At 61.1% G+C, this 25205-nt stretch carries 28 protein-coding genes and 1 riboswitch; of the genes, 13 read left to right on the top strand and 15 right to left on the bottom strand.

From position 1 onward, the window contains the following. Positions 1-30: 30 nt before the first annotated feature. Complete coding sequence (locus HII33_RS03665) at positions 31-480, bottom strand: universal stress protein (RefSeq protein WP_179394441.1); 450 nt, start codon at positions 478-480, stop codon at positions 31-33. A gap of 272 nt (positions 481-752) precedes the next feature. Here HII33_RS03665 and HII33_RS03660 point away from each other — a divergent pair, with 272 nt between their 5' ends. From HII33_RS03660 to HII33_RS03650, 3 genes are all read left to right on the top strand, one after another. Continuing rightward, positions 753-1151, top strand: a complete 399-nt coding sequence (locus HII33_RS03660) for a helix-turn-helix domain-containing protein (protein WP_179394440.1) — start codon at positions 753-755, stop codon at positions 1149-1151. 129 nt (positions 1152-1280) lie between these two features. Further along, complete coding sequence (locus HII33_RS03655) at positions 1281-2069, top strand: tyrosine-protein phosphatase (RefSeq protein ID WP_179394439.1); 789 nt, start codon at positions 1281-1283, stop codon at positions 2067-2069. A gap of 57 nt (positions 2070-2126) precedes the next feature. Then, positions 2127-2492, top strand: a complete 366-nt coding sequence (locus tag HII33_RS03650) for a hypothetical protein (RefSeq protein ID WP_179394438.1) — start codon at positions 2127-2129, stop codon at positions 2490-2492. Positions 2493-2630: 138 nt separating this feature from the next. On the opposite strand, the gene HII33_RS03645 is transcribed toward HII33_RS03650, so the two are convergent. Both HII33_RS03645 and dapF read right to left on the bottom strand, forming a co-directional pair. Beyond that, positions 2631-3173 carry a biotin transporter BioY gene (locus tag HII33_RS03645; protein WP_179394437.1) on the bottom strand — a complete coding sequence of 181 codons (543 nt, stop codon included), beginning with the start codon at positions 3171-3173 and terminating at the stop codon, positions 2631-2633. An 8-nt stretch (positions 3174-3181) separates the two neighbouring features. Then, positions 3182-4177: a diaminopimelate epimerase gene (dapF, locus tag HII33_RS03640; RefSeq protein ID WP_179394436.1), complete on the bottom strand. Its 996-nt coding sequence runs from the start codon at positions 4175-4177 to the stop codon at positions 3182-3184. A gap of 124 nt (positions 4178-4301) precedes the next feature. Further along, positions 4302-4475, top strand: a riboswitch (Lysine riboswitch). A gap of 94 nt (positions 4476-4569) precedes the next feature. Here dapF and lysA point away from each other — a divergent pair. Further along, a complete protein-coding gene (gene lysA, locus HII33_RS03635) occupies positions 4570-5859 on the top strand; it encodes a diaminopimelate decarboxylase (RefSeq protein WP_179394435.1) in 1290 nt (429 codons plus the stop codon). Between the two features lie 88 nt (positions 5860-5947). Beyond that, a complete protein-coding gene (locus HII33_RS03630) occupies positions 5948-6514 on the top strand; it encodes a class I SAM-dependent methyltransferase (RefSeq protein ID WP_179394434.1) in 567 nt (188 codons plus the stop codon). A gap of 87 nt (positions 6515-6601) precedes the next feature. Here HII33_RS03630 and HII33_RS03625 read toward each other — a convergent pair whose 3' ends face one another. Both HII33_RS03625 and HII33_RS03620 read right to left on the bottom strand, forming a co-directional pair. Further along, the gene (locus tag HII33_RS03625; RefSeq protein WP_179394433.1) at positions 6602-7450 is read right to left on the bottom strand and encodes a hypothetical protein; all 849 of its coding nucleotides are present in this window, start codon (positions 7448-7450) and stop codon (positions 6602-6604) included. A 211-nt stretch (positions 7451-7661) separates the two neighbouring features. Next, the gene (locus HII33_RS03620; RefSeq protein ID WP_179394432.1) at positions 7662-7898 is read right to left on the bottom strand and encodes a hypothetical protein; all 237 of its coding nucleotides are present in this window, start codon (positions 7896-7898) and stop codon (positions 7662-7664) included. A 235-nt stretch (positions 7899-8133) separates the two neighbouring features. Here HII33_RS03620 and HII33_RS03615 point away from each other — a divergent pair, with 235 nt between their 5' ends. Further along, positions 8134-9501 (top strand): CNNM domain-containing protein, encoded by a 1368-nt coding sequence (locus tag HII33_RS03615; protein ID WP_179394431.1) that lies wholly within the window; start codon positions 8134-8136, stop codon positions 9499-9501. Between the two features lie 58 nt (positions 9502-9559). Here the strand turns inward: HII33_RS03615 and HII33_RS03610 are convergent, their stop codons facing one another. Both HII33_RS03610 and HII33_RS03605 read right to left on the bottom strand, forming a co-directional pair. Beyond that, the gene (locus HII33_RS03610) at positions 9560-9880 is read right to left on the bottom strand and encodes a hypothetical protein (protein ID WP_179394430.1); all 321 of its coding nucleotides are present in this window, start codon (positions 9878-9880) and stop codon (positions 9560-9562) included. Positions 9881-10144: 264 nt separating this feature from the next. Next, positions 10145-10957, bottom strand: a complete 813-nt coding sequence (locus HII33_RS03605) for an alpha/beta fold hydrolase (RefSeq protein WP_179394429.1) — start codon at positions 10955-10957, stop codon at positions 10145-10147. Between the two features lie 277 nt (positions 10958-11234). On the opposite strand from HII33_RS03605, the gene HII33_RS03600 reads away from it, so the two are divergent. The 4 genes from HII33_RS03600 (at position 11235) to HII33_RS03585 (ending at position 15026) form a co-directional block, all read left to right on the top strand. After that, on the top strand, positions 11235-12641 hold the full coding sequence (locus HII33_RS03600; protein ID WP_218841913.1) for an MDR family MFS transporter: 1407 nt from the start codon (positions 11235-11237) through the stop codon (positions 12639-12641). Then, on the top strand, positions 12641-13132 hold the full coding sequence (locus HII33_RS03595) for a DUF4811 domain-containing protein (RefSeq protein WP_179394427.1): 492 nt from the start codon (positions 12641-12643) through the stop codon (positions 13130-13132). Before HII33_RS03600 ends, HII33_RS03595 begins: the two co-directional genes overlap by 1 nt. Positions 13133-13354: 222 nt before the next feature. After that, positions 13355-13720, top strand: a complete 366-nt coding sequence (locus tag HII33_RS03590; RefSeq protein ID WP_179394426.1) for a PadR family transcriptional regulator — start codon at positions 13355-13357, stop codon at positions 13718-13720. Continuing rightward, positions 13689-15026: a DUF4097 family beta strand repeat-containing protein gene (locus HII33_RS03585; protein WP_179394425.1), complete on the top strand. Its 1338-nt coding sequence runs from the start codon at positions 13689-13691 to the stop codon at positions 15024-15026. The genes HII33_RS03590 and HII33_RS03585 overlap by 32 nt, the downstream gene beginning before the upstream one ends. Before the next feature lie 67 nt (positions 15027-15093). Here the strand turns inward: HII33_RS03585 and HII33_RS03580 are convergent, their stop codons facing one another. The 3 genes from HII33_RS03580 to HII33_RS03570 all read right to left on the bottom strand — a co-directional run bounded on the left by HII33_RS03580 (position 15094) and on the right by HII33_RS03570 (position 17601). Then, positions 15094-15354, bottom strand: a complete 261-nt coding sequence (locus HII33_RS03580) for a hypothetical protein (protein WP_179394424.1) — start codon at positions 15352-15354, stop codon at positions 15094-15096. Between the two features lie 19 nt (positions 15355-15373). Next, complete coding sequence (locus HII33_RS03575) at positions 15374-16057, bottom strand: ABC transporter ATP-binding protein (RefSeq protein ID WP_179394423.1); 684 nt, start codon at positions 16055-16057, stop codon at positions 15374-15376. Between the two features lie 74 nt (positions 16058-16131). Further along, positions 16132-17601: an ABC transporter permease gene (locus tag HII33_RS03570; protein ID WP_179394422.1), complete on the bottom strand. Its 1470-nt coding sequence runs from the start codon at positions 17599-17601 to the stop codon at positions 16132-16134. A gap of 200 nt (positions 17602-17801) precedes the next feature. Between HII33_RS03570 and HII33_RS03565 the strand changes: the two genes are divergently transcribed. The 3 genes from HII33_RS03565 to HII33_RS03555 are packed head-to-tail and all read left to right on the top strand — an operon-like array spanning position 17802 to position 19847. Then, positions 17802-18149, top strand: a complete 348-nt coding sequence (locus tag HII33_RS03565) for a PadR family transcriptional regulator (RefSeq protein ID WP_179394421.1) — start codon at positions 17802-17804, stop codon at positions 18147-18149. Next, positions 18139-18993, top strand: a complete 855-nt coding sequence (locus HII33_RS03560) for a hypothetical protein (protein WP_179394420.1) — start codon at positions 18139-18141, stop codon at positions 18991-18993. The genes HII33_RS03565 and HII33_RS03560 overlap by 11 nt, the downstream gene beginning before the upstream one ends. Next, positions 18990-19847: a hypothetical protein gene (locus HII33_RS03555; protein ID WP_179394419.1), complete on the top strand. Its 858-nt coding sequence runs from the start codon at positions 18990-18992 to the stop codon at positions 19845-19847. The genes HII33_RS03560 and HII33_RS03555 overlap by 4 nt, the downstream gene beginning before the upstream one ends. Before the next feature lie 238 nt (positions 19848-20085). Here HII33_RS03555 and HII33_RS03550 read toward each other — a convergent pair whose 3' ends face one another. The 5 genes from HII33_RS03550 to HII33_RS03530 form a co-directional block, all read right to left on the bottom strand. Further along, the gene (locus tag HII33_RS03550; protein ID WP_179394418.1) at positions 20086-20967 is read right to left on the bottom strand and encodes an ATP-binding cassette domain-containing protein; all 882 of its coding nucleotides are present in this window, start codon (positions 20965-20967) and stop codon (positions 20086-20088) included. Positions 20968-21001: 34 nt separating this feature from the next. Continuing rightward, positions 21002-22117 carry a hypothetical protein gene (locus HII33_RS03545; protein ID WP_179394417.1) on the bottom strand — a complete coding sequence of 372 codons (1116 nt, stop codon included), beginning with the start codon at positions 22115-22117 and terminating at the stop codon, positions 21002-21004. After that, the gene (locus HII33_RS03540) at positions 22114-23292 is read right to left on the bottom strand and encodes a hypothetical protein (protein WP_179394416.1); all 1179 of its coding nucleotides are present in this window, start codon (positions 23290-23292) and stop codon (positions 22114-22116) included. The genes HII33_RS03545 and HII33_RS03540 overlap by 4 nt, the downstream gene beginning before the upstream one ends. 102 nt (positions 23293-23394) lie before the next feature. Next, positions 23395-24768, bottom strand: coding sequence for an MFS transporter (locus HII33_RS03535; protein WP_179394415.1), 1374 nt, complete (start codon positions 24766-24768; stop codon positions 23395-23397). Then, a complete protein-coding gene (locus tag HII33_RS03530; protein ID WP_179394414.1) occupies positions 24761-25180 on the bottom strand; it encodes a MarR family winged helix-turn-helix transcriptional regulator in 420 nt (139 codons plus the stop codon). The genes HII33_RS03535 and HII33_RS03530 overlap by 8 nt, the downstream gene beginning before the upstream one ends. Positions 25181-25205: the final 25 nt, after the last annotated feature.

The following is a 25205-nucleotide window of genomic DNA, read 5'->3' as shown; positions in this document are numbered from 1 at the left end:
GGCCTTTGCGTTATGCTCATTTGGCGCACATTATGCTTCGGTCTTGACGATCAGCACGTCGCAAGGCGCCGTGCGGTTGACATACTCGGTGACCGAGCCGACCAGCACGCGCTCGACGGCGTTCAAACCGGTGGCCCCGATGATGATCAGGTCGGTGTGGTGGTCATGCGGAAAATCGGTGGCGACCACGGTCTTCGGATTGCCGAAGCGGACGTGGATCGTGACGTCATCGAGGCCAGCGTTTTTCGCCCGCTCCGCCAGGCCATCGAGGTACTTCTCGGCGTCTTGGGTCAGCTGGTAGATCGCATCGCCGGAGATCATGCCGCCGTAGCCACCGATGAACTGCTTCGTGTCAAGGACGTTCAAAATGTCGAGGTGCGCGTGGTTGGCCACTGCGACCTTGACCGCCTTGCGAAAGGCGAGCTCGGCCTCATCGGAACCATCGACTGGCACCAGCAGCGTGTTGTATTCCTGGTCCATATGATCACTTCCTTATTGGATTAACTTAAGCGTACCGCCGCGCCGCGGGAAATACAAGCAAATTGGCCGCGGCGCAGGCGCCTTCAGATTATCTTTTTTGTATTGATCGGCCAGTGCGCGCGGGCCAGATTATGACCTTTCTGTGAATTTCAAATAAAGATGCTAATAAAAACCGATTACTTCATTGCATTTCAGGCGTGAGAACGCTAAATTAATAGGTGAACCGAATTTCGGTTTGGTATCGTATCCTAAAGAATCGTGGTGAAAAATTCATGACAGAAACCGTTGGCAGCGCATTACGTCAGATCCGTAAAGGACGAGGCGAATCCATCGTTGAAGTCGCCAAGGCCACCCACACTTCCCCGGCAAGTTTTACCAAGTGGGAGAACGACCAGACGATCCCTAGCGAGCGCAGCATCCGCAAGTTGGCTGAGTACTACAACACTGACCCCGTCAACATCCTAGCACTGGCTTACCCAGACAAGTACGCCAGCCAAAAAGAAGCCGTCATTGACCTGACCGACCGCGAAGTGATTCGCGTCGAAGACCTCTTGAGCGACAAGAGCGTCCTGACTTATAACAACGATGTCCTTCCTTCGACCAAAAAGGACCTCGTCGCTTCATTCACAGCTGGTCTGATCATCGGCAGCACAACTGTCGCAGAAGACTAACGGCCATTGCTCGTCCCACTTGCGGGGGCGAGTTTTTTTGTCTGTCGCCTGGCTGCACCGGCCCTTTTTTCTCCGCGCACCCTCGGGTATACTGGAGGGGCATTGACGACTAGAGGAGGACGAACGATCTTGAGTATACGTTTACTGGACATTCACCACGGCCACAACTTCCGCGATCTGGGCGGGTACCGGACCCAAGACGGCTACACCCTGCGCGCACACAAGCTGATCCGTTCCGGGCGGTTGAACGAGTTGTCCGAGCGCGACTTGCAGTACCTCGCGGACTACGGCCTGCGCGTCGACGTCGACTTCCGCTCCCCCAAAGAGCGCGAGAACGCGCCGGACCGCTTACCGGCCGGCGTCACCTACGATTTTGACCCGGTCCTTGAAACCGACGAGACCAAGGTCTCCCAAGAAGCCACCGAGTTGCGTGCGACGTTTGCGACCGACCCGCTCGCGGGCTTCAAGAACATGCTGAACGTCTATGCCAACTTGGTCAACCAGACCCACGCCCAGGCCGCCTACCGCCGCTTTTTCGACCAGCTCCTGGCCAATGACGCCCCAGACGCCGCGCTGCTGTTTCATTGCACCGCTGGCAAGGACCGAACGGGCATGGGTGCGGTATACGTGCTCTCCGCACTGGGCGTCGACCCGCTGACGATCCGGCGTGACTACCTTGCCTCCAACCAATCCCTGGCCGCGCAACGCCTGAAGAACCTCGACGCGGTGCGCGCCAATGGCGGCTCAGACGAGTTGCTCGCGTCGACCCGCTCGCTGGGCCGTGTCGCCGATGAATACCTCGACGTCGCACTCCTAGCGATCAACCGCGAGTTCGGCGGCATGGCGCAATACCTACGCGACGTGCTGCAGCTGACCCGCGATCAACAGCGCGATCTGCGGCGGCTGTACCTCGAGTAGGACATTCAGGGGCCATTCGCGGTATACTTGAGTGAGAAAACCAAAGGGAGTGAGTATATGAAACTTTACCAAGGGCTGACACAAGTCCACGTCAACGACAACCTCGCCGATGACGCGCCGGACTTCACGATCACTACCGAACTGGATAAGCCATTGAACTTCCCGCCGTCTCTGCTGTACCACTACATCGACGCCGTTTTGAAGCCCGGCAGCCGCCACGATCAAAACAACCTGATGTACGTGACCGACCCCGCCTTCATCGGCGAGAACTACGACTTCACCAGCATCCCTGAGACGTCGATCCTCAAGGACTTCGAAGAAAAAATGAGCTTCGCCCGGCGCCTCGTCGCCGACCTGAACCGCCATGTCGCCGTCAACATCGACTTGGCCAAACACGAGTTTCAGCTGCTGTTCGTCGACTGAGCAGCCACACCAAAAACGAGCACTCGCCTGATGGCAAGTGCTCGTTTTTGGGTTCAGTGCCCTGTCGGCCTCGTCTGGGTCGTTGCTGACCCGCTCGATCGGTGCCGAGCGCCAGTTCAGGCGCGGTCGGTCAGGTGTTTAGGCCCGCATCCGCGCCGTCTCGCGCACCGGCAGCGCGACTGTCGCGGCCAAGATCGCCTTGAGCGCGTCACCGGGCAGGTACACGACCACCCCGAGCAGGCTCGCCGGCAGCGTCAGCCCCGTGCTGGCGCTCAGCCAAAGCGCCCCGATCAGGTTTGGCAAGAGTACAGCGCCCAGTACCAGACCGAGGGCCTGCTGCCAGCCGCGGGCCCACCGCTTCAAGGCGATTCGGACGCCCGCCATTGCCACCGGCGTCAGCAACCAGCCGAGCATGAAGCCGGCGGTCGGACCGACAAAAAGCGCCGCCCCACCGCGGCCACCGGATAAGACCGGTAACCCGATCGCGGCCAACCCGAGCAAAAGCCCGACCACTACCGTTGCCGGCCGGGCCGGTAGCACTAGCGCTGTGAGCATCACAGCGAAGTTCTGTAGCACGACCGGTACCGGTAGGAAACCGACCGTCAACGGTGGCATCGCCGCCAGCAGGATCAGCAGCGCGAGCATCAGCGCCATTCGCGTCAACGTGTGTGTCTTCGTCATCGGTCCTCCTAAATCGTCGGGACAAGGTCCCGGTACGGTAGTGTGCGGCCAAAGGCCTCGTACTGCTCAGCCTCGCCGGTCAGCGCAACTTGTGCCCCGGCGAAGTCGCCAGCCGCCAACGCTTGATCTGGGATCGCAATCAGGGCAATGGTGGTCGCGTTGCCGATCAACTCGACCCAGTAGCGTGCGTCGACCCGGTGCACGATGGTCTGCACCATGCCGCCGGGGTTGTAGACCGTGATCAGCCGATCCAACGCCGCCATCTCTGGATGCGCCAAGACGAATGCGATACTGGTCGCGGACATGCCCGTTCCGCAGGCGTTGGTGAACCCCACCCCCCGTTCGTAGGTCCGTGCGAACAGCGTGTCCGGGCCCTCGATCGTGGCGAAGGTCACATTGACCCCTTCCGGAAAATACGGGTTCGGTGCGTTCAGTCGCTTGCCGATCGCCTCAAGCTCAGGCCCCGTCAGCGCGGCTTCGGGAACGAAGGCGATCAGGTGCGGATTCGGCACCGCCACCGCCGTGAACTTGAAAGTCGGGTGGATCTGTGGCAGCACTGTGTCGATGATCTGCTCGTGGTCAAGCGCGGCGAACGGCAATGCCGCTGCGGCGAAGCTCACCGGTGAGATCTCGGCGCCGTAGGTCTTGACCCCAGGGGCAAGCACCCGGTCAACGTGCACCTCAAGTGGCGCCTGGTCGGTCTGGATGATGAAGCGCGACTGCCCCGTTTTTTCGCTCAGGTAGCGCGTCACCGTCCGAATGCCGTTGCCGCACATCTTCGCCAGCGTCCCGTCTGCATTGATCACGGTCATCTTACCGACCGCCTGCGCCGCGGCGTCGACCACCAACAGGCCATCGGCGCCGCCGTTCAGGCCAGTCGTGCGGTCACACAACCGCTGTGCGAGCTGGATCAGTGTCGTCTGCGGCAACGGTGCTCCCAACGTCGTCTGATCGAGCAGAAAGAACGTATTATCGGAACCGTGGACCTGACGTAACTCTGCCATGATGGACCTCCTCAAAAAGCTGTTGCCCGCAGTCTAACACAGAAGCGCCGCGCTGAAAAGCCTGGTGCTTACTAATAGTGGGTCAAAATTGAGTTGACATCCCTGCACCCGTGGGCTAAAGTTCCTTATTGATAGAGGTTGCGATGCTCATCAGTCCCCGTGCCAAGCAGGCCACCCTGCACCGCGGTACGGTCAAAGGGATCATCGCCGAAACGACACACGCAGTGGCGCGCGTGCCGTTGGGCCATCCGCTAAGAACGGATGGACTGTCGTCGAAAGACGGGGCGCTATCCAAGCATCGATCCGTAATGGGACCTTTTTGTTTGGCCGACGTCAATCAAAAGGGCCCCATTTTAGTCTGCTCATCACCCGAAACACAAGGAGGAACAACCATGTCCATCACTACTAATGCGCAGGGTCATCTGACCATCGGCGGCGTCGATGCCTTGGCGCTCGCCCAGGAATTCCAGACCCCACTATATGTCTACGACGTCGGTGCGATCCGCGAACAGATCCGCGCGTTCAAGCGCGTTTTCGAGGCAGAACCCGTCGATTACGCGGTCAGCTATGCCAGCAAGGCCTTCGCCACGGTCGCGATGTACCAAGTCGCCGCCCAAGAAGGCGCACACATCGACGTCGTCTCCGGCGGCGAGTTGTACACGGCCCTTCAGGCTGATTTTCCCATGCAAGACGTCGCCTTCCATGGCAACAACAAGTCCGAGGCGGAACTGCAACTCGCGCTGGACCACCACGTCGGCACGATCATCGTCGACAACTTCTACGAGCTCGACTTGCTGACACGCCTGCTGACCGCCACCCCTGAGCGCACGCAAGACATCCTATTACGCGTGACACCGGGGATCTCTGCGCACACCCACGCCTACGACCAGACCGGGCAAGTCGACAGCAAGTTCGGCTTCGACCTCGACTCCGGCCAGGCTGAACAAGCCGCCAAGACGTCCTTGGCCACCCCGCAGTTGAACCTGCGCGGCATCCACGCACACATCGGGAGCCAGATCTTCGAGGTCGCGGGCTTCGTCGGGGCGACCACCAAGCTGCTGGAGATCCTCTGCGACTGGCACACACGCCTCGGCTTCACCCCAGCCGTCCTGAATGTCGGTGGGGGCTTCGGTATCCGGTACACCGAAGCCGATGATCCGTTGCCAGCCGAAGACTTCGTGCACGCGATCATCGAGACCGCCAAAGCCGCCGAGCTCCCCTTCGCCGTTCCGGCGATCTGGATCGAGCCCGGCCGCTCGATCGTCGGCCCCGCCGGCTACCAGCTCTACACCGTCGGTAGCCGCAAGGACGTTCCAGGTCTGCGTCCGTACGTCGCGGTAGACGGCGGGATGGGCGATAACATTCGCCCGGCCCTGTATCAAGCGGATTATGACGCGGTCAAGGCCGATGCCCCACTGGCACCCGCGACTGAGCATGTCCACCTGGTCGGCAAGTACTGCGAATCGGGCGATATCCTCATCGACGACGCGCCGCTCCCAGCGACCCAGCCCGGCGACGTCGTCGCGGTGCTGGCGACCGGTGCATACGGCTACACCATGGCGTCCAATTACAACCGCAATCCGCGCCCAGCCGTTGTGTTCGTCGAAGGTGGCGCCGCCAAGCTCGTTGTTCGCCGCGAGTCGTACGCTGATCTGACCGTCAACGACTTATCCTACCTATAGGATAGGTCCGCTGACGCGCTTGCGCCGAAGCTTTTTTGCCCCGCCTACCCGGTTAAGGCTATAATAGGCAACGAAAGGGCGTGACTCGATGGATACTTACCCAAAAATGCGTGAAGGCAAGGCGCCGCTGCCGACCAGTACCGGCAACCAGCAACCACTGTGGCAAGCGCTGGCCGCTAAGGCGCCCCGGCTGGCCGGACTGCGGGTGCTGGCACTACACGCCGGCGATGGCTGGTTCTGCCGCCACGCGATCAACCAGGGCGCGATCGCTGTGCTCGGCGTTGACCACGACGCCCAGGCGATCAGCGCGGCGCGCGCAGTCGCCAGCTCGGACCGCTTGCGCTACCGGATCATGCCAGACGCACGACTAGACCTGCTATCCGGCCCCTACGACCTGATCCTCGGCACCTTCGACCTGCGCCAAGACGATCTGCGGCGGCTGACTCACCTGCTGAGCAAGTTGCTTCGGCCGGGCGGCCACTTACTGGCCGCCGTCGCGACGCCGTTGCCAGCTCCGAGCGACCGCACTGGGCTAGAGATCAAGGATATCTTCACCACTAAGCTCGCGATCGAGCAGCTCTATCAAGTCTCCGATCAGCGGTTGGTCCCAAGCGCTAAGCTTCACTTCATCTTGAGCAGCCGCATTCGTGGGTGACCACAACAAAAAAGCTTCGACCGATGCCTGAACTGCGGCTCCGCAGTGGCATCGGCCGAAGCTTTTTTGACAACAGACGTGCCGCCACTACAAGTGCCGATCGACCACGATAGTCATCGTTCCAATCACCAAGTACAGCAGCAGTGCGCCGGCGTACAGCCCGTACACCGTCAGCTGCATCACGGCGTCGCTGCCGTAGGCCAGGCTCGTCCGATACCATGTCGCCGCCCCGCATCCAGCCACGCCCAAGACGTTGGCGACCCAGCGAAGCGAGGTCACCCCGCTATGGTAGGCCAGCCAGTACCACGCCGCGGCGACCAGCAGCGCGACCCCAACGAACACCAGCATTGCCCCACGCCAGTTCAACCCCAACGCCCAGTGCCACGTCGTCTGATCCCACGCGCTGAGCCCCCACAGGCCCACCAGCCACGCCCCATACACACCAAGCATCGCTGCGCACCAGCCGGCAGTCTGCCAGTGGCTGGCAAACGGGAGCCGGCGCACACACGCCAATAACCCCCAGCAAGCCAGTCCAGTCAAGCCGATGGTTGCCAGCACGACCCAGGGGTTCAGTGCAAGCGCCTGTCCTAGCGGGGCGCGCAAAATCAGGGCCACCAGCACGCCGGTGGCGGCGACCACCCCGCCGACTCTGGTCCGCTGCCCCCACGTCACCGGCGGTAGTTCGCGCAAGATCGCTTGCGCCATCGTCTGCGGCGCCTGCCCGAAGAAGGTCTGCGCATCCCCGCCGTTGCGCTCGGCCTCTTGTAAGTCGTCCAGCATCGGCACCAGCTGCGCGTTGATCGCCGCACGCTTGCGTAAGCAACCAGTCGTCCACATCAACAACCGCAACGCGTTGAACCAATCGCGGTCCGGCCCTGTCAGGGCCAAGACGCGCCGATCCAAGGCGACCTCGAATCGGTGCCCACTCATTTTCATTTGCGCCTCGCCTCCTAGTTAGTTTTGCTAACTACCAGAAGCTTAGTCGCTGGCATACGCCTTGTCAACTCAAAAAAACAGCAGCCGACCCAACGCAACGGTAAAGAAGCCCTCTGGCAAGCAGATCCTCGATCAGGATCAACGCATCAGGGGACTTCCACCCGATGTGTGCGCGATGCCTCAACCACACACGGCCGAAGCGCCGTCAGTGTTAGGCTTGGTAATGGCGGTTGCGCCGCCGCACCCAGCGCGTCTCGATCGCGTCTTCAATGCAGACCGCGACGAACAGGAACGGCCCGAAGCGCAACCAATAGCTCATCAGGTTCCCAATATAAAACCCCCTCACCAGCAATATGCCGGCAATCACGGCGCCGACCCACAGCGTTGCCCGCTCCGTCTTGCGCTGCCGCACCCAGCGCCGTTCCTCTTCTGCCGTCAGCGGTTCCATGACGCTCACGCTCCTCTCATTTGTGCCTCATTGTACACTTATTTTGGTCAGCCGCAAGTTGCGCACGCCTTTTTTCGCGCTGAGTAGTGAAAACACGTCGATGCTCCTGTACAATAAGTGCAACCTGGCCGCGCCACTCGGTCGTCAGACGGATTTTAGTCCGGATCAGTCAACGATCCGGGCACGAGTGGTACAATGGTCACAAATACACTGTTGAAATGGGGAATACACAATTATGGATAGTGGCCAAGTCGCCTCTAATCTACTGGTGATGGTGATCACCTTCCTGTTCGCGGCGTTCTTCGTCGCAAGCGAGTTCGCGCTGGTGCAGAGCCGTCCGAGCGCCTTGGAAGAGATGTTGGAAAACGGCACGGGCAACCGGGCTAAAGTTAAACGCGCCTTGCGCATGGTCCACAACCTCAACGAATACCTGTCGACCACCCAAGTGGGGGTGTCTGTCGCCGGGATCATCTTGGGCTGGATCGGTGAGGCGACCGTCGAGTTTTTGCTGGTGGACCTGCTCAAGATCACCCACGTTCAGTTGCCCGGCGGGGGCCTGCATATTTTTGGTGCGGTCGCTGGTGTCTTGCTGCTGACCTACCTTGAAGTCGTGCTGACGGAGATCGTGCCGAAGAACATCGCGATCGACTACCCGACCAAGTCCCTGATGTTCGTCGTCACCCCACTGCACTATTTTCACATCATGTTCTACCCGTTCGTCTGGTTGCTGAACCACAGCGCCACCGGCTTGGTGCGGATGCTCGGGATGAAACCGGCGGATGAAGGCAACGAAGCCTTCACCCAAGCCGAGATCCTCAACCTGAGCAAGGCCGCCGTCACCACCGGTGAGATGGACCAAAACGATGTGACCTATATGCAGCGAGCCTTCGACCTGAACGACAAGACCGCCCACGACATCATGGTCGATCGCACCAGCCTCGTGGTCGTCGACATCGAGGCGACCGTCAAGGAGGTCCTTCGCGACTACCTGACCGAAGGCTATTCACGCTTCCCAGTCGTCGCAGACGGCGATAAAGATAAGGTGCTCGGCTATGTCTACATCTACGACCTCGTCAAGCAGTCTCAGGTCGATTCAAGCATTCGCGTGTCCAAGCTCCTGCGCGCGATCGTCACTGTGCCGGAAGTCACCCCGATCCACAGTATCCTACAGCAGATGATCCAGAAGCAGACCCCGATCGTGGTCGTCGTCGATGAGTACGGCGGCACCAGCGGGATCGTCACCGATAAGGACATCTATGAAGAACTCTTCGGCACGGTCAAAGACGAGATCGACGACGTGTCCGACGAGTACATCATCAAGACGGACCAGCCGGACGTCTTCCGCGTGTCGGGCAAGACCACGCTGTACGACTTCGAGCGCTACTTCCGCACGGAGCTCAAGGAATTCCAGGAATCCGACATTGTCACCGTCGCCGGCTTCCTGATGGAGGATTACCCCGACCTGAAGCTGCACGATTCGGTCCAGATCGATCGCTACACCTTCACCGTCACTGAGTTCTCCCGGGGCTTCGCCAACTGGTTCGAAGTCACGGTCGGCCCCGCGATCGTGCCAGCGCTGGACAACGAGGATGACGCCCGCTGACCGCTCAAAAAAACCGCCATCTGGCGGTTTTTTTTGTGCTGCGCATCCCAGCCCCCGCTCACTTGCGGTGCCACACATGCCACAGCCGCCATCCCAGCACGGCCAGCGCCAAAGCGACCAGCCAGGTACCGACTAAGCCGACTAAGTTGACCTGCCAGCTCGGCGCGTATCGGACGACAGTCACCAGGCCACCCAAGCCGGCCGCACCGGGTAGGCCATACGACAGGCGCGCCTCGAGCCAGCTGATCGGCCAGCCAAATTGATACAGATACACACCGCCCGTCGTGCCATCCGCGATTCCCTGCATCGGGGGCATCAGCACCGAACCGAGTGTCAATACAAGCGCGACCAACCTCAGCCGCCGCCAAGGAACCCGCATCTTGATCCGCCTCCACCGTAACCGGTTTCATTACCCACCCAAGTTTAAGCGTTACGTCGACCCAATACAAGTCGTCCCGACGTCACCGGCAGTCTTGCTGAGTCGCAGACGCTGCCTTAGCCGGCTTACATTACCCCGTCGAACACCGTGAATGACGGGCAGACCTGCGTTGACCTAGGCGTTGCGTGATGGCTTGGCTGAGTCCGGACCAGTCGGGCAGCCAGCATGAGGGGTTGCGCTTGTCCTAGTGCCCGCACACTCAGCTCACGGCCCGAAGAGAAATGTGCGCAAGGCGCGATCGACTGTGGCGTTACGCTGGTGCAACAAGCTGTGCTGGGCAGCGCGGCCCCGCACCCGTTGCGCGCGATAATCCCCCGACCAGTCACGCAGGAGTCCGCGCAGGCTGCGGGCTGACTGCGTAGTCACCCGTGTGTCTGAGTCCGACCCATCCCCCACATCACCGTACAGATTCAAGACCGCCGCCGCGGCAAAGCCATGGCGCCGGGCATCCAGCCACTGATAAATGACCGGCTCCTGGCTGGGTCGGCCCTGCTTATCCAAGGTAACGGCGTGTGGCGGGTCCTCAACGGGCATGATCCCGTTGTACGGGCCCGCGATCACAGCCAGTTTCGCCATGCGCACCGCGGGATGGGCCATTGCTGCCGCGATCACTGCGACGGCCCCAAGGCTATGCCCAACCGCGTTGACCGCCTTGACCCCGTATCGATCGCGCAGATAGCGATAGATCTGCAGAAGCCACTGCGTGTCGACTTCTTCACCAGCGCGACTCTCCTCAAAGACGACCTGCACCAGCGGGTTCGGGCTGTGCAGATCACCACGGGCATGTAGGTGACCCGCGCGATCGACGGTCAACCGTAACGTGCGTTCTGCGACCCCTGCGCGCTCAAGGCTTGCGATCATGGCATCGCTGGACGCGGCACTCCCCCCATATCCGTGGACGAACAGCGTCGGCGTCGGCGTCGCCGTCTGGTGCCAGTCCGCGGCGCGCGCCACACCGCCTAGGAGCAGGCAGCCGACAAGCCCCAGCCCGAGCAACAGCCCCTTGATCCATCTCATGATCGTCCTCCTGAAAGTTTCATTTTCGCTCATCCGAATATGAAAATATTTGTGTTACCCATCACGCTCTGACAGCTGTGCCTGCGTGACACCGGGCGTTTCATCCCGCCGGCATACGCCTGGTCTATCACGACCGACACAATGTGACAGTCAGTCACTTCGGCGCACCCCCCTTGACACCACGTGCTATCATAGAAGTTGCAGTTTTTTATGAAAGGAATGACTAATTGTGAATCAGCCTACTGATGTTAACGGGAAGCCCTACAACCGCGCGTTGATGGTCGCGACCCTGCTGATCGGGACGTTCACGACCTTCCTGACCCAGACGATCCTGACCACTGCCTTCCCGACCTTGATGAGCGATTTTCACATCAACGCCAGCGCCGTGCAGTGGTTGACCACCGGCTTCATGTTGGTGATGGGGATCATGATCCCGGTATCCGCCTGGCTGCTCAGCAAGTTCAACGTCAAGCACCTCTACCTCACCGCGATCGGGATCTTCTTCTTAGGCACCTTGATCTCTCGCTTCGCGCCGAGCTTCCAAGTCCTGCTCGCCGGGCGGCTGATCCAAGCAGCCGGCGTCGGGATGTCCGCGCCCACTTTTCAGAACGTGATGTACTCGATCTTCCCGCCCGAAAAACGCGGCAGTGCGATGGGCTTGGCGGGCATCGTGATCGGTCTGGCGCCGGCAGTCGGCCCGACGCTATCCGGCTGGGTGCTGTTGCACCACGGCTGGCGCGCACTGTTCTCGGTGATCCTCCCGATCGCGGGGCTGGTGTTCCTTCTGGCCACCTATTCGATGCGCAAGGTCCTGACCACCACCGACCCCAAGATCGATAGTCTCTCCGTCGTCGAGTCCACACTGGGCTTCGGCTCCCTGCTTTACGGCTTCTCCACCGTCGGCGATCGCGGCTGGTTCGACCCGCTGGTCCTGGTGACCCTGGCGCTCGGCGTGCTTTTCGTCGCCTTGTTCGTCCGTCGGCAGCTCCACTTGCCGGTGCCACTGCTGGAGTTGCGCGTGTTCCAAAGTCCGGCCTTCACGCTCAGCGTGATCCTGACCGCGGTCGCCTTCATGTCCATGGTCGGCGTCGAGATGGTGCTGCCGATGTACATCCAGACCATCCACGGCGAGTCAGCTTTTCACTCCGGTCTGATCCTCCTGCCTGGGGCGATCATGATGGGGATCATGAGCCCGGTCACCGGGAACATTTTTGACCGGATTGGGGCCAAGCGCCTGGCCCAGACTGGCTTGTTCCTCCTGCTAGTTGGGACCTTCCCGCTGGTCACCCTGACCGCCGACACACCGACACTCTTCGTCACCGTCCTGTATACCGTGCGGATGTTCGGCATCACCATGGTCACGATGCCGGTCACAACCGCCGGGATGAACTCACTTCCACCTGACTTGATCAATCACGGCACCGCAGTCAACAACACGATCCGCCAGGTCGCAGCGTCGATCGGTACGGCCATCCTGGTGTCTGTGCTCTCGACAGTCACGAGCGCCAACGCGCCGAGCGCGTCGCTGCGCGCCGCAGATCCGGTCGCGTTCGCGACCCAGGCCGCTTCAGCGACCGTCGCTGGCTACCGCGCCGCGTTCGTCGTGTCGCTGATCTTCGCGGCAGTCGGCTTCATCCTGAGCTTCCGACTCACCAACGACCGAATTGATGGAGGTGACCGCTGATGATCCTCGTTATCATGACCCTTGCCGCCATTGCCTTCTTCTTCGTCGCCGTACTCGGTCAACCCGGTCCTCGCCGACGCACCGGCATGCTCGTACTGGGCGTCGTCCTCATCGCCTCTGCGGCGGGGATCGCCGCCAACGACGCGAGCCGCTTCGGCCTCGTCGAGGTCACGACCGTGCGCGAACAGCCGCTGGTAGGGACCACCACCGCGACGACACTGACCACGCGCGCGATCGGCACCACCGGTCAGCGAGTGGCCGTCGTCTATCGCACGAACCCGCTCAGCCACAAGGTCACGCAGGCAGTGCCGAGCCCGACTGTGACGACCAAGCTCGTGCGCGGCACGACCGCTAAGGTGACCACCACTGACCACGTACTGAAGTACCGCAACAGCTTCTATGCGTTGCTCTTCGCCTGGAGCGGCCAGAATCACTACCGTCTCCACCGCACGGTCACCTTCTCGGTCCCGAACGACTGGACGATCCAATGATGCGCACGCCTCACCCCAGCTAACGCTGCGGTGAGGCGTTTTTGGCTGTTGCCACAGCGCGCGATGGCCGATTGTGCGGCCAAGTCAACTGCTCGCGACTCCCAGCGTATGAGCAGAATAGCACGTTCGCAAGCAACTTGCACGCAAGTCACCTTTGTTTTTTGCCAAGTACTACTTTCAAACAACTACTTGTGCTATATTGATGACACGGGAGGCGAGCAGATGGAACTCTCCAAGGATATGGTGCGTGGTTACCTCGACGCCATCGTCTTGAATGTCTTGAGCCAAGGTGAAAGCTATGGCTACCAAGTCACCAAGGACGTGCGCGCACTGAGCCAGGCCGCATACACCCTCAACGAAGCGACACTCTACACGGTCTTCAAGCGGCAGGAAAAACTTGGCTGGATCGAAAGCCACTGGGGTGATGAGTCCCAAGGGGGGCGCCGCAAATATTACGCGATCACCCCGACCGGTACCGCCGCCTTGACGCAGGCACGCGTCGAGTGGCGGTTGGCCCAAACAACGCTTGAAGCTCTGATCAACGGGAGGTTGACTGATGATGGCCACAACACTAGAACTGATCGATGAGCGGCTAGACCGCGTTTTTGCCCCCTACCAGATGACCGTGGCGGCAACGGAACTGCGCGAGGAGATCCGAAGCAATTTGGCCGCGGCGGCCACCGACCAGCTGGCCGGCGGTGCCGACGCACTCACCGCGGTCGCGACCGCCTGGGCCGAGTTCGGCGCCATCGACGAGCTGCTGACCCAACTCGACTTACCTGCCCGAGTCACGGCGGTGTCCACTTCAGACAACGCACCGGTCGCCGATCTGCCGATCGACTCGGCTGAGACAGCCGAGGGCACCCCGGGCGTCCGCCAGACCGTACAGCTGCACGCCGGTATCGCCGGGATCACACGTATCATGTTGGATTACGCCTGTGATGAAGTCACGCTACAGCCAACGCTTGACCCAGAGCTGAGCGTCATCGAGCAATTGTCGACCGATGATCCCGCATACGCTGGCACCTTGACGCAGGTCGGCGACGCGCTACGAATCAGCCACGGGAAGCGGCCCCACACCCTGTTTCGGCTCAACTTCAACGGGCGACGCTTCGGCTTCTGGTCGGTGATCACGGTCAATGTCCCGGTCACCTTCACCGGGGACTTACAGTTACGCAGTGACGACCGGATCTCCGCGCGGCAACTCAGCGGGGTCAGCTTGGCCCTGACCACCACCGACGGGGCGGTCACACTGGACGCGCTTGACCTACCGCGCCTCGCCGTGTACACCGACGACGGCCATATCACCCTGCGTGATAGCCGCGCCGCAACGATCAGTCTGCGGACGGCCGATGGCAATTTGCAGCTGACGCAAGTCGCCGGCACCACCCTTGCGGCGACCACTGGTGATGGCCGCCTGACCGTCGACACACTCACGCTGACCGGTGATGCCGAGCTCAGCACTGGCGATGGGCGCGCCGCCTTAGCGGACGTGACCGCCACGTCCCTGACGCTGCATACCGCAGATGGTCACGTTCAACTCACCCGGCTCCATAGTGATCAGCTGACCGTCAAAACCGGTGATGGGCGCATCACTGGCACTGAGTTGACCGGCGGCCGCTTCACCACCGGTGATGGGCGCATCGACCTGCAACTCAGTGAACTCTCACAGCCGCTCACGGCCCAGACTGGCGACGGGAACGTCGCGCTGACGCTACCACCGACCGCCGAGTACACCTTCACGCTGCGTACCTTCGATGGCCACATCACCCAGCCCGAAGCTGGCGCCACGTTCACTCAGCACAAAACGAAGCGTCGCACCGGCCACTACGGCGACGCCCCCCAAGCTGCGATCACCGTGCGCACCGGGGACGGATCGATCACACTGAATTGATCACACATCAAAGCCCCTGTGGCCCGCCCTTCATAAGAAAAGGCGGGCCACAGGGGCTTTCGCAGGATCAGCGCGTCGCGCGCACCGGCTGGCGGCGCAGGATCAGATCCTTGACCAATAGGGCCAAGGCCGAGCCGGTGAGCACCGCGACAGTCCAGAACTTCCAGTTGAGTGTATGCCCGGCCAGTAACATCAAGCCCCCGGCCAACACCAACGCGGCATCGCGACCGAGCAACTCTAGGCGCGCATTGTTGTGGCGCATCGCCCATAAGCTACTGCCGATCATCACCCCGCCGAGCAGCGTCTGCATCGCAATGAGTTTCAGCATCTCAGTCTCCTTCGCGCGTCTAGGCCGCCGGGGTCGGCGTGAGCGCCTTTTCCCAGGTGAACTCGCGGTGCTCGAGGCGCAAGACCCCATCGCACTTGGCAGCGACGCTCGGTTCATGGGTGACGATGATCACGCACTTGCCTTGCTCATGGGCGATCTGGTTGAACAACCCGATCACATCGTCGGTGTTGTCCTCGTCGAGGTTACCGGTCGGTTCGTCCGCCACCACCAGCGGCGCGTCGCAGACCATAGTGCGTGCGATCGCAACGCGCTGTTGCTGGCCGCCTGAGAGCTTCTGCACGTTCTTCGTCATCTGCTCCGGGGTCAACCCAAGTTTCGTCAGCATCGCCTCGGCATACGCCTTGTCGCCCTTGTGGCTGGCGTGCGTGATGCTCATCGCGGTCATCAGGTTTTCTAAGGCCGACATATAGGTGAACAGATTGTAGGCCTGAAACACGATGGCGACCTTATCGCGGCGGTAAGTCGTCAAGCCACGCTTTTTGATGTCCTCACCTTCGACCAAGATCGCACCGGCTTTGGGCGTGTCGAGCCCAGCCAGCAGCGAGACCATCGTGGTTTTGCCCGAGCCGGATTGCCCGACGATCGCGTAACTATGCCCGGCCTCGAAAGTCAGGTCAACGTCTTTGAACAAGTACTGGTCCTTGTCTGTGTACCAGTAAGTGAGTTTCTCTGTGGATAACATGGTGATCCTCCTTCATGCTGTGCGGCGGTTGGGGCTAACATGTGACTAAGTTCGGCCCTGCGCCGCCCTTGGGGTCAGTTGATCAAGATCTTCTTAGGGTTCAGCCGCAAGATCCCACCAGCGCCGGCGAGGATCGCGATCAAGATGATCGCTAGGCCGAGGCCAAAGAGCAGGGCAACGTCTTTGAGGTTGACGCGCGTGGCGAGTTTCGCCTGCTTGACTTGCGCCTTTTGGGTCGCGGCGCGCGTGGTCCCGCCTGGCATCTGCCCACCTGGGGCACCACCTTGCTGACCTGGCCCGCCTTGGCCACCGAAGCCTTGGGTACTGCTAGTCGTCGTGGTCTGCGCACTGGAGACTACTTGTGACGCAAGCTTATCGCCGACGAACTGTCCACCGGCACTCGCGACACCGACCCCGATCAGGAGGATCACGAACAATTCAACGAAGAACTGAGCGATCACCTTGCCGCGCTTTTCGCCCAATGAGAGGAGGATCCCGATCTCATAGCGACGTTCGCGGATCATCAGGATCACGATCAGCGCAAGGATGATGGTCCCGGCGATAGCAACGAGCCAGACGATCTTGTCCGCAAAACTGGTCACGGTCGCCATCGAGGACTTGACCATCTGGTAGGATTGATCGTCAGCGGACAACGCATACTTGCTGGAGATCAGCTTCGTCGCGGCCTTCTTCACGCTGTTGACCTGACTTGGGGTAGACACGGTGAACGTCACGGAATCCGCAGTATCCTTGTACTTGCTCCCTTTCAGCGTGTTGGCGAAGGTGTAGGCGGCAAAGATCGTGTTCGCCGGGTCGCTCGCCATCATCCCCATACCGCCGCCCATCGCACCGCTACTGCTCGTGGTGGACTTGGCCTTGTAGATGCCGACGACGGTCAGCGTGTATGTTTTCGTCTTCGCGGTGTTCTTGACCTTGATCGTGTCGCCGACCTTCAGGCTGTTCTGCGTCGCCAGCTCGGAGTTGATCACCACGTTGTTGGTCGCCGCATCCTTGATCGTCAGCCCACGGCCAGACTTGATCGTGTAGGTCTTGTCGCTGAAGTTGGCACTGCTGGCGGTACTGGTCACGCCGCTGATGGTGATATCGCCGCTATTGTTCTCCTGCTGCATCGGCCCGGTCATCTGGCCGGTGCTCGTCGAGATCGCGTCGAAGCTCTGCGCGTTGGCTGACGCGGACACCGTTGCTGCATAGCTCTCGACTCCGTTGAGCTTAGCGATCTTGGCCGCTGTGCTCAGCTTGACCGGATCCATCGACAAGCTCGGGCGGCCGCTGGGCTTACTCGTGCTTCCAGCGCTCTCGCTTTGTTGCGCGCGCATCTTCTTGAACGCATTCTCGCGGTTCGCGCTCAGCGTCAGCGTTGCACCAACGCTGTCCTTCGCGTTTTGAGTCGCTTGGTTGGCAGCGCTTTTGATCAAAAGGCCGGCCATCACGAATAACATAATGGCACTTGTCACCAGGATCAGTAGTGCGGTCCGGCCCTTTTTCGCCAGCAGGTTCAACCAGGCGCGTTTGGCAAAATTCATATGTGTCGCTCCCATCTTGATTGATCGTCGAATGACTACTTTCAAGTTACGGGGCAAACATGGCGATTCTGTGAATTGTCTGTGGGCAAACTCCGCCGGAATTCGGAAAAAATCTGACGCAGTCCACTAGTATGCCTTGCATACCAGCTAACGACGACGTACACTCTAGTAGGCAAGACATACTAGTCGGAGGTGAGAACTTGGCCCAAGCGAACGATAGTCAGATGCTCAAGGGCGTCTTGCAGGGGTGCCTGCTGATGCTCCTGCACACCGAACCGTCATACGGCTACGCGATCACCCAGCAGCTAGCTGCACACGGTTTCGCGGCAGTCCCCAAGGGCACGGTCTACCCGCTGTTGATGACCATGGCCAAAAAAGGGCTGCTGGAATCCTTCATGCAGGCTTCCCCGGACGGTCCGGAGCGCAAGTATTACCGCCTGACCGCCGCTGGCGAAGCTGAACGCACAGCGTTTGGCCTAAGCTGGCGTGCCTTGCAACAAAATGTCGATGAGATCATCGAGAAGGTGGCGACCCAAGATGGCAACTAAAGTGACCGCGCGCCAACAGCTCCGCGCCGGCAGCACACATCTGACCGAATCCAACCGAGCGTTTTTCAAGCAGCTCTTGATCTACACGCGCTTGCGTAGCTTCTTCAAAGACCCGGCAGAGGTCTCACGCAGTCTGCTGGAGATCCAGGCGGACCTAGCAGACGCCCAGGCCGATGGCGTCAGCGCTGAGGTCTACTTCGGGGCAGCGCCGGCGTCGACTTCGACGGCCTTGCTCCACGCGATCCCGAGCAGCCGTCGGGCAACGATGCGCCTGTGCGCCTTCAGTGCCCTCGCCTGCCTCCTCGTCATGCTCCTGCCAACCATGATGCTCCCCGGCTTGCCGCTGGACGTCGGACGCCTGCCGCTCGCCACCGGCGCGACCGTCGCGTTCGTGCTAGGGCTTGGCCTCTTCTTCAGCCGGCTGGCGTTCACACCACACCCACGGACCTTTGCCGCCGGGGTGTTCGGCGCGACGCTACTCGCGGGCCTCGGGCTTGGTGGCGCGCTACCGCTACTCCTGTGGACGCGGACCCCCTGGCGGCTGGTCATCAGCGACACCACCGCCAGCTGGGTGATCCTGGGTCTGCTGGCACTCCTGGTGATCCTGTCACCTGCATTCCTGCGCCTGACTGGCTGGCCTGGTCTCTTGCTGGTCGGCGAGTACGTGGTCTACGCCGGCGTCGGGTTGGCGCTCCGTCAACCCCTTGCGGCCGCCTGGCTCAAACAAGATTGGCACCTCGTCTGGGTGATGGTCGCCGCACTGATCGGCTTGACCTTGGTCACCGCGCTTGGCGTGCTGATCGCATCCAGTCGCACGCACCGCACAAGGAGGCCTCAACGATGACAGAAATTGACTTACTCAAGGCGCAATTGACCGCGCGTACTCAGCACTTGATACGCGAGAATCAGCGCTTCTTCGGTGCCATCGTCGTCTACACCCGCATGCGGGCCTTCTTCAAGGACCCCCGCGAAGTCGAGCACAGCCTACTGGAGATCCAGGCGGACATGCTCGACGCCCAAGCGGATGGGATCAGCGCGGCGACATACTTCGGCTCCGAACCCGCCCGCACGTCACGCGACCTGCTACGGGCGATGCCAGCGAGTCCACACACGATCCGTCGACTAGTCGGGCTCGCCTCACTGGGTTACCTCACGGCGATGGGCCTCCCCCTGCTGATCGAACCCGACGCACAGCTCGACCTCGGCCAACTCCTGTTGATGGGGCTTGCCTTTGCGGTGACCGCGATCGTCTGCAGCCTGCTTCTCAGCACCCTGGCATTTGCCGGCAACCGTCCGGTGATGGTCGGGCTCGGCCTTCTCACCGGTGCCGGGATCGGACTGGGTATCAGCGGTCTGGCCTTGCTTTATCCGTACTTGGCGACTGGTTGGCGCGTCTCAACAGGCGGTTGGCTTGGCCTACCGGCGATCCTCGCCCTAATGGCAGGTAGCCTCACCGTCTACCGTCACGCGCAGGCTCACATGCCTCGCGGGCTTGCGCAGATCTTCCTTGGGCTCTACCTCACCTATGGCTGTCTGGGGCTCGTCGAGCGGATCCCGGTCATCGCCCGCTGGCTCGATCACGATGACCGACTCGCCTGGGCGATGATCATCCCGATGGGGTTGCTATATGTCGCTATGCTGTGGCACCTCATGATCCCGACGCTTCACCGACTATGGATGATGCACAAGGGCGCATGACTTGAGGTGCACGCCGATAAGGCAATGTGCAAATGCGCAGACCCAGTTTTGGCTCACCCCGCACGCAAGAGGTCTACCATGATCTGTCGATGATCAGCGCCCTCACGCGTGGCATCGCAGCGCTTTTCACCGCCTTCGCACGCGAATCAGCCCGCCCCGTCACCCGTTTTTACTCGATCGATCGCAGACAAACCAACAGCGCACGCCATCTGGGCGTGCGCTGTTTTGTCTGCTTATCTCAGACGTGCTCGTCCGCCTGGGCGTAAAAATGACTGAACTGTTCCTCAAGCGTCAGCGGCCCGACCGTGAACGCGACGCCCGCAGTGAACAGTTGACTTGCCAACGCTCCGACCCGCGCACCATCCAGCCCAGCCAACGGCAGTGTGTTCATCGTCTCCGTGTACGCAGTGGCTCCTGAGACCTGCGCAGGGTCACCGCTGAATTTCAAGTATTGCGCCGGAACGGTGTGCGCGTCGATATCTAAGACGAAGTGCCCGTCTTTGAGGAAGATCGTCCGGTCGACATACGTCTGCAGGTTGTTCAGCAGGTGCGAGACGATCAGCACCAGTTTGCCCTCCGCGCGCAGCCGGCGGAGCTGCTCGGAGATCATCGCCACGTTGAGCGGGTCCAGCCCATTCATCACCTCATCGAGCAGCATCACCGGGGTGTTGGCCGCCATCACCATCGCAAAGCACAGGCGTTGCTTCATCCCCAGCGAATACGTGCGCGTCGGTCGATCGACATAACTGTCCATGTTCAACGTGGTGATGATCTCAGCGATCGACTTGGTCTTGTTCTGCCAGCAATCCGCGTAGAACTGCATATGCGCCCGGCCGCTGAGGTCACCGTACAAGTCGCTTTGCTCGGGAAATGCGCAGATCAACGCATGGTTCTTGCGCGTCTGGGCCTGGCTGGTGTAGCCCTGCTCCTGGATCCGCACCGCGCCGTTTGACGGGTGGAGCCGGTTCAGGATCACCTTCAGCAGCGTGGTTTTGCCCATCCCGTTCGGGGCGACCAACCCGACGATCTCACCGCCGTCTGCCTGCAGGTTGATGTCAGCCAAAACGTTGGGCTTATCCGGAAAATCTAGGTGAATGTGTTCAAGTTCTAGCATACTCATTTCCTCCTTTTTGGGCGGCGCATCACATGAGCCACTACCCCACTTGACGTGCTGCCAGCCAGCGGAACCACCCCAACATGATCAAGGTCCACAGCACCAAGAGCAGCGCACTCCCCTCGATCCCAAGCGCCCAGTTGCCGGCTTGGGCCTGCAGCGTGCCGTCGAACACGCGGCTTGGCGCCAACCCAGCCAGGGGAAGCCACCATAGCGCACGCGTGAGCCCCGGGGTGAGCCATGGCAGCGCCAAAGCGGCGGCACCGGTCATGGCGCTCAAGTAGACATTACGCGTCAGCACGTTGACGACGAGCATCGCACTGGCGATGAATAGGGTCACTAAAACTGCATCGAGCAACCCCAGGCCGAGCACGGCCCCCAGCGGCAGGATCTGTAGCTGATCCCCCAGTGCGACAGCGGTCGGGTAACTGAGGTGCCCCCACCCGCCGGAAAGCGCCCCAACGATCAGCGTCGCCGCGCCGCTGAGCCCCATCGCTAATAAGGTCAGGCCCAGCCGCGTCAGCACCTTGGACACCGCCTGGGCCCCTAGTCCGACTGGCAATGTGGCCGTGACCGTGCGGTGCTCACTCATCATCAACCAGCCGTCGCAGGCGATCGCCAGGGCCATTATCGGGAGTAAGGCGAGCCACAGCGGCCAAGCCTGCGTCAAACTGCTCCCTGCATCACTGACCTGACGAATCAGGGGTTGACCGTGCTGCCGCAACCACTGCGTCACGAGCAGCGTGCGCGTCGCCGCGGCCTCGCTTGGGAGGCTCGATGCCTTCAGCCCAGGATACCCGCCTTGTGCCCCTTTGACCTGCGCCTTCGCCAGTGCGATCAACCCGTCTTGCGTACCTGCTTCATCGTCGAACATGAAGCGCGCGTATGTCTGGCCGAACAATGCGGCCTGGCGGTTGATCGCGATTGCAGTCGCGCGCTTGGGGCCCTTGGTCGGGACCACCATACTCTCGATCTGACCCGCATTGATCTGGATCAACGCATGACTGCGCGAGAGGGTGGCCTTGAGATCGCCCAGTTGCAGCGTCTGCGCCGCGAAGACAAAGCCGATCCCGATCACAGTCCACAGGACAAGCAAAAACCGATTCTTGCGGCTACGCCAGACCGCGCCGTGATCGAGTCGTAAGATCGCCTTCATGCTAACCACCCCCGTTGCCGCCGGCGCGCGATGCACACCGAGACGACCAGCTCGATCCCGATCAGCCACAGGCCCATGACCAATAACGCGTGGCTTGTCGTCATCACCTGAGCATCGTAGCGATAACTCATCTCGCCGCTGACCACACTGCCCAACTGTGTATACGACGGCATCAGCCAGGTCACCCACGGCTTAACGAACCCGATCCCGCGCATGTAGTAGGCCTGTGGCAGGAGCAGGAACACCCCGCCTAAGATCAAGGCGATGTACTCATTGCCCAGTAGCAGCTGAATGGCCAGCGTCAGCCGGGTCATTAGCCAGCTCGCGACCAGCAACAGCAGGGTGAACTCGGCCAGGTATTGGGTTTGGCTGATCAAGCGCGTCGACATGAACCGCCCATAGTGTTGGACGACCATCGCGCCGCGGCCCAGGCCGTAGCGCGGCAGTGTCACCGCCGCCACAGCACCAACCGCGACGATCACGATCAGCGCAACCACGGTCAGAACCGCCAGCGTTTTGAGCCGCAGTCGCGTGCGCCAGCGCAACGGCTGACCCCAGCTGACCGTCTGGTGTTGCCAGTCATCCGTGACCATGTCATTGCCCAGCGCGAGGCAGAGGATCAACACGCCCAGCGGCAGCCACGCCGCGGTCAGCCGGACCAGTGTCTGCAGGAACGTCTGCTGGTTCAAGACCGCGACATCGACCGGCACGCGCGCATGCTGACTATAATAAGTCACCCGCGCTTGGGTCTGGTTGATGTAATAGCGGCCGTCCTTATCCACGTACTCGTACTTCTTGGGGTTCAGGTAGTACTCGAGTGGCAACAGGTAGTTCTCCGAATTCCCCATCAGGTAATTCGCGAGGCGCGCCGTGTACCCGTTGAGCAACACCTCACGATCATGGTGTGTGATCCCCTGAAGCAAGCGGGCATCGATTCGCGCGCGCCCGGCTGTCGCAGGATAGAGGGTCGCGTCTCCATTAGCCTTGAGGTAATCGGCCGTGTCCTTGGTCTCATTGCGCAACGTCGTCAGATCGATCCGCTCCGGTGGCAATGTCCGTTCATTGTAGTAGAAGCAATAGGCGGCCACTGCGATCAACGCGAGCCCGATCGCCGCCAGGTTCTTCTTGCGCTGCAGGAGCAATCGCAACTGCACCAAGTAGTAATGCCAACGCATCTCCCCACCCCCTCCAAATTTTGTTATCAGTTTACCATTATTTATTATCTAATTCTCATTTTTGCACAAAAAAACCGGATCGTTGTCGATCCGGTGGCCAACTTATCGCCGCAAGGCCCAGGCAAGCGACAAGAAGGCGACGCCGCACAAGCCGACCAGCACGATGAACGCATGGGTCGCCCCCAGCGCTGTCCCGACCGCTAGCGGGCCCTTGGTCGCCTGCCCACCAGCGACCAGCGTTGCGGCCAGGCTGGTCCCCATGGCCGCCGCAAACTGCTGAAGCGTCGTCATGATCGCATTACCGTCACTCTGCGCCGCCTCGGGAAGCGCCGCAAGGGCGTTGGTCATGATGTTGCCAAAGGCTAACCCGATCCCGAGCATGAACACGAGGTAGACCCCGATGATCGTCGCAGGACCCATCGCACGGCCGACCCACGCAAACTGCCCCAAGCCCAGCAGCATGATGCAGGTGCCCCCGAGAATCGGCCACCGCGGCCCCAGCCGGTCATACACCCGCCCGGCCAGTGGCGCGAGGATCGCACCGACGGCCGCACCGGGAAGTACGGTGAGCCCAGCCGCCAACGCGCTCCCGCCATCGACTAGTTGCACATAATTAGGCAGGATGAACGATAGGGCCAGCGCAAGCATCTGGATGGCGACGAACGCGCCTACTTGTGCCGCAAACGCCGGCTGCCGGAAGCTGGTCAAGGCGACCACCGGGTGCGCGAGCAGGCTTGACCGCCAGACGAACAGCGCCAAGCACACCACCCCGAACGACCCAGCACCGGCAACCGACCAGCTCAGCCACGCACCGGTCGCGTTCGCCACCGCGTACACCAGCCCGACGAACGCAAGGATGATCGTGACAACACTCAGACCATCAACACGTGGTCGGGTCAGTGGTTCGCTTTGCACGATCGTCAGGCTTCCCAACACCAGTGACCCCAGCAAGACAGGCGTAAGGAACAAGAAAATGTATCGCCAGCTCAACGTCGCGACGACCACCCCACCGAACGTCGGTCCGATCGCCGGGGCGACCCCGGTGATCATGGTGCCCAATCCCATCATCAGGCCGATCTTCGACCGCGGGACCTGCGCCAAAATGATGTTGAACATCAGCGGCAAGGCGATCCCCGTCCCGAGCCCCTGCACGCCGCGCCCGAGCAGCAGGATCGCAAATGTCGGCGCCAGGCCATCTAGCGCCACCCCAAGCAGAAACAAGCCGTTGGCGATCAAGAATAGCGTCTTCATGCGAAGCGTACGCTTGAGCGTCGCGGATAACGGCACGATTGCCGCGACCACCAATAGGTACAGGGTGGTCAGCCACTGCACCGTACTCGTGCCCACATCAAACTGGCGCATCAAGGTGGGAAACGTGATATTCATCGCGGTCTCAATAATCACGCCGCAAAACGACAGTAACCCAGTCGCCACTACGGCACCGATCACCCGGCGCGGGACACGTTCATCAGTCATCCGCTCGCCCCCCTTGCCAGAACTGTAGCACCCGCACGAACGTCGCGCGGTCAGCCGGGGTGAACGCCGCCGCCAAGCGCCGCTCTTCCGCTTGGAGATACACGCGGGCATGCGCCGCCAAGTCCGCAGCCTTAGGCGTCAGACGCACCAGTTTTTGCCTGGCATCATCCGCTGCGACCGTCCGCACCACCAGCCCGCGGTCAGCCATCCGCTGCAGCAAGACAGTCGCCGTGGAGCGCTGGATCCCAAACTCCGCTTCGATCTCCCGCTGCAGTCGACCTGCGGGTGCGGCTTGCAGGTAATCGATCAGCGACAATTGGGTGCCCGTCACCCCGAGTCCTTTCGCGTAGGCGTCCATCGCCTTGGTCATCTGATTGGCCGCTTGTTTGACCAGCCGTCCGTAATTCACCATCAGCGCGCCCTCCATTCGTTAGCTG

The sequence above is a fragment of the Lacticaseibacillus absianus genome, assembly GCF_013407595.1.
GTDB classification, from domain to species: Bacteria; Bacillota; Bacilli; order Lactobacillales; family Lactobacillaceae; genus Lacticaseibacillus; species Lacticaseibacillus absianus.
The sequence above is the reverse complement of the archived record's forward strand: the minus strand, read 5'-3'. Positions and strand labels throughout refer to the sequence as shown.

Coding starts and splice junctions, on each gene's coding strand:
- HII33_RS03550 (WP_179394418.1), bottom strand. CDS start 20,967: ATGAGTATGCTAGAACTTGAACACATTCACCTAGATTTTCCGGATAAG.
- HII33_RS03540 (WP_179394416.1), bottom strand. CDS start 23,292: ATGCGTTGGCATTACTACTTGGTGCAGTTGCGATTGCTCCTGCAGCGC.
- HII33_RS03570 (WP_179394422.1), bottom strand. CDS start 17,601: ATGAATTTTGCCAAACGCGCCTGGTTGAACCTGCTGGCGAAAAAGGGC.
- HII33_RS03530 (WP_179394414.1), bottom strand. CDS start 25,180: ATGGTGAATTACGGACGGCTGGTCAAACAAGCGGCCAATCAGATGACC.
- HII33_RS03610 (WP_179394430.1), bottom strand. CDS start 9,880: ATGCGGGTTCCTTGGCGGCGGCTGAGGTTGGTCGCGCTTGTATTGACA.
- HII33_RS03545 (WP_179394417.1), bottom strand. CDS start 22,117: ATGAAGGCGATCTTACGACTCGATCACGGCGCGGTCTGGCGTAGCCGC.
- HII33_RS03590 (WP_179394426.1), top strand. CDS start 13,355: ATGGAACTCTCCAAGGATATGGTGCGTGGTTACCTCGACGCCATCGTC.
- HII33_RS03665 (WP_179394441.1), bottom strand. CDS start 480: ATGGACCAGGAATACAACACGCTGCTGGTGCCAGTCGATGGTTCCGAT.
- HII33_RS03620 (WP_179394432.1), bottom strand. CDS start 7,898: ATGGAACCGCTGACGGCAGAAGAGGAACGGCGCTGGGTGCGGCAGCGC.
- HII33_RS03660 (WP_179394440.1), top strand. CDS start 753: ATGACAGAAACCGTTGGCAGCGCATTACGTCAGATCCGTAAAGGACGA.
- HII33_RS03615 (WP_179394431.1), top strand. CDS start 8,134: ATGGATAGTGGCCAAGTCGCCTCTAATCTACTGGTGATGGTGATCACC.
- HII33_RS03585 (WP_179394425.1), top strand. CDS start 13,689: ATGATGGCCACAACACTAGAACTGATCGATGAGCGGCTAGACCGCGTT.
- HII33_RS03605 (WP_179394429.1), bottom strand. CDS start 10,957: ATGAGATGGATCAAGGGGCTGTTGCTCGGGCTGGGGCTTGTCGGCTGC.
- lysA (WP_179394435.1), top strand. CDS start 4,570: ATGTCCATCACTACTAATGCGCAGGGTCATCTGACCATCGGCGGCGTC.
- HII33_RS03595 (WP_179394427.1), top strand. CDS start 12,641: ATGATCCTCGTTATCATGACCCTTGCCGCCATTGCCTTCTTCTTCGTC.
- HII33_RS03555 (WP_179394419.1), top strand. CDS start 18,990: ATGACAGAAATTGACTTACTCAAGGCGCAATTGACCGCGCGTACTCAG.
- HII33_RS03575 (WP_179394423.1), bottom strand. CDS start 16,057: ATGTTATCCACAGAGAAACTCACTTACTGGTACACAGACAAGGACCAG.
- HII33_RS03600 (WP_218841913.1), top strand. CDS start 11,235: ATGGTCGCGACCCTGCTGATCGGGACGTTCACGACCTTCCTGACCCAG.
- HII33_RS03645 (WP_179394437.1), bottom strand. CDS start 3,173: ATGACGAAGACACACACGTTGACGCGAATGGCGCTGATGCTCGCGCTG.
- HII33_RS03560 (WP_179394420.1), top strand. CDS start 18,139: ATGGCAACTAAAGTGACCGCGCGCCAACAGCTCCGCGCCGGCAGCACA.
- HII33_RS03580 (WP_179394424.1), bottom strand. CDS start 15,354: ATGCTGAAACTCATTGCGATGCAGACGCTGCTCGGCGGGGTGATGATC.
- HII33_RS03650 (WP_179394438.1), top strand. CDS start 2,127: ATGAAACTTTACCAAGGGCTGACACAAGTCCACGTCAACGACAACCTC.
- HII33_RS03535 (WP_179394415.1), bottom strand. CDS start 24,768: ATGACTGATGAACGTGTCCCGCGCCGGGTGATCGGTGCCGTAGTGGCG.
- HII33_RS03630 (WP_179394434.1), top strand. CDS start 5,948: ATGGATACTTACCCAAAAATGCGTGAAGGCAAGGCGCCGCTGCCGACC.
- dapF (WP_179394436.1), bottom strand. CDS start 4,177: ATGGCAGAGTTACGTCAGGTCCACGGTTCCGATAATACGTTCTTTCTG.
- HII33_RS03625 (WP_179394433.1), bottom strand. CDS start 7,450: ATGAAAATGAGTGGGCACCGATTCGAGGTCGCCTTGGATCGGCGCGTC.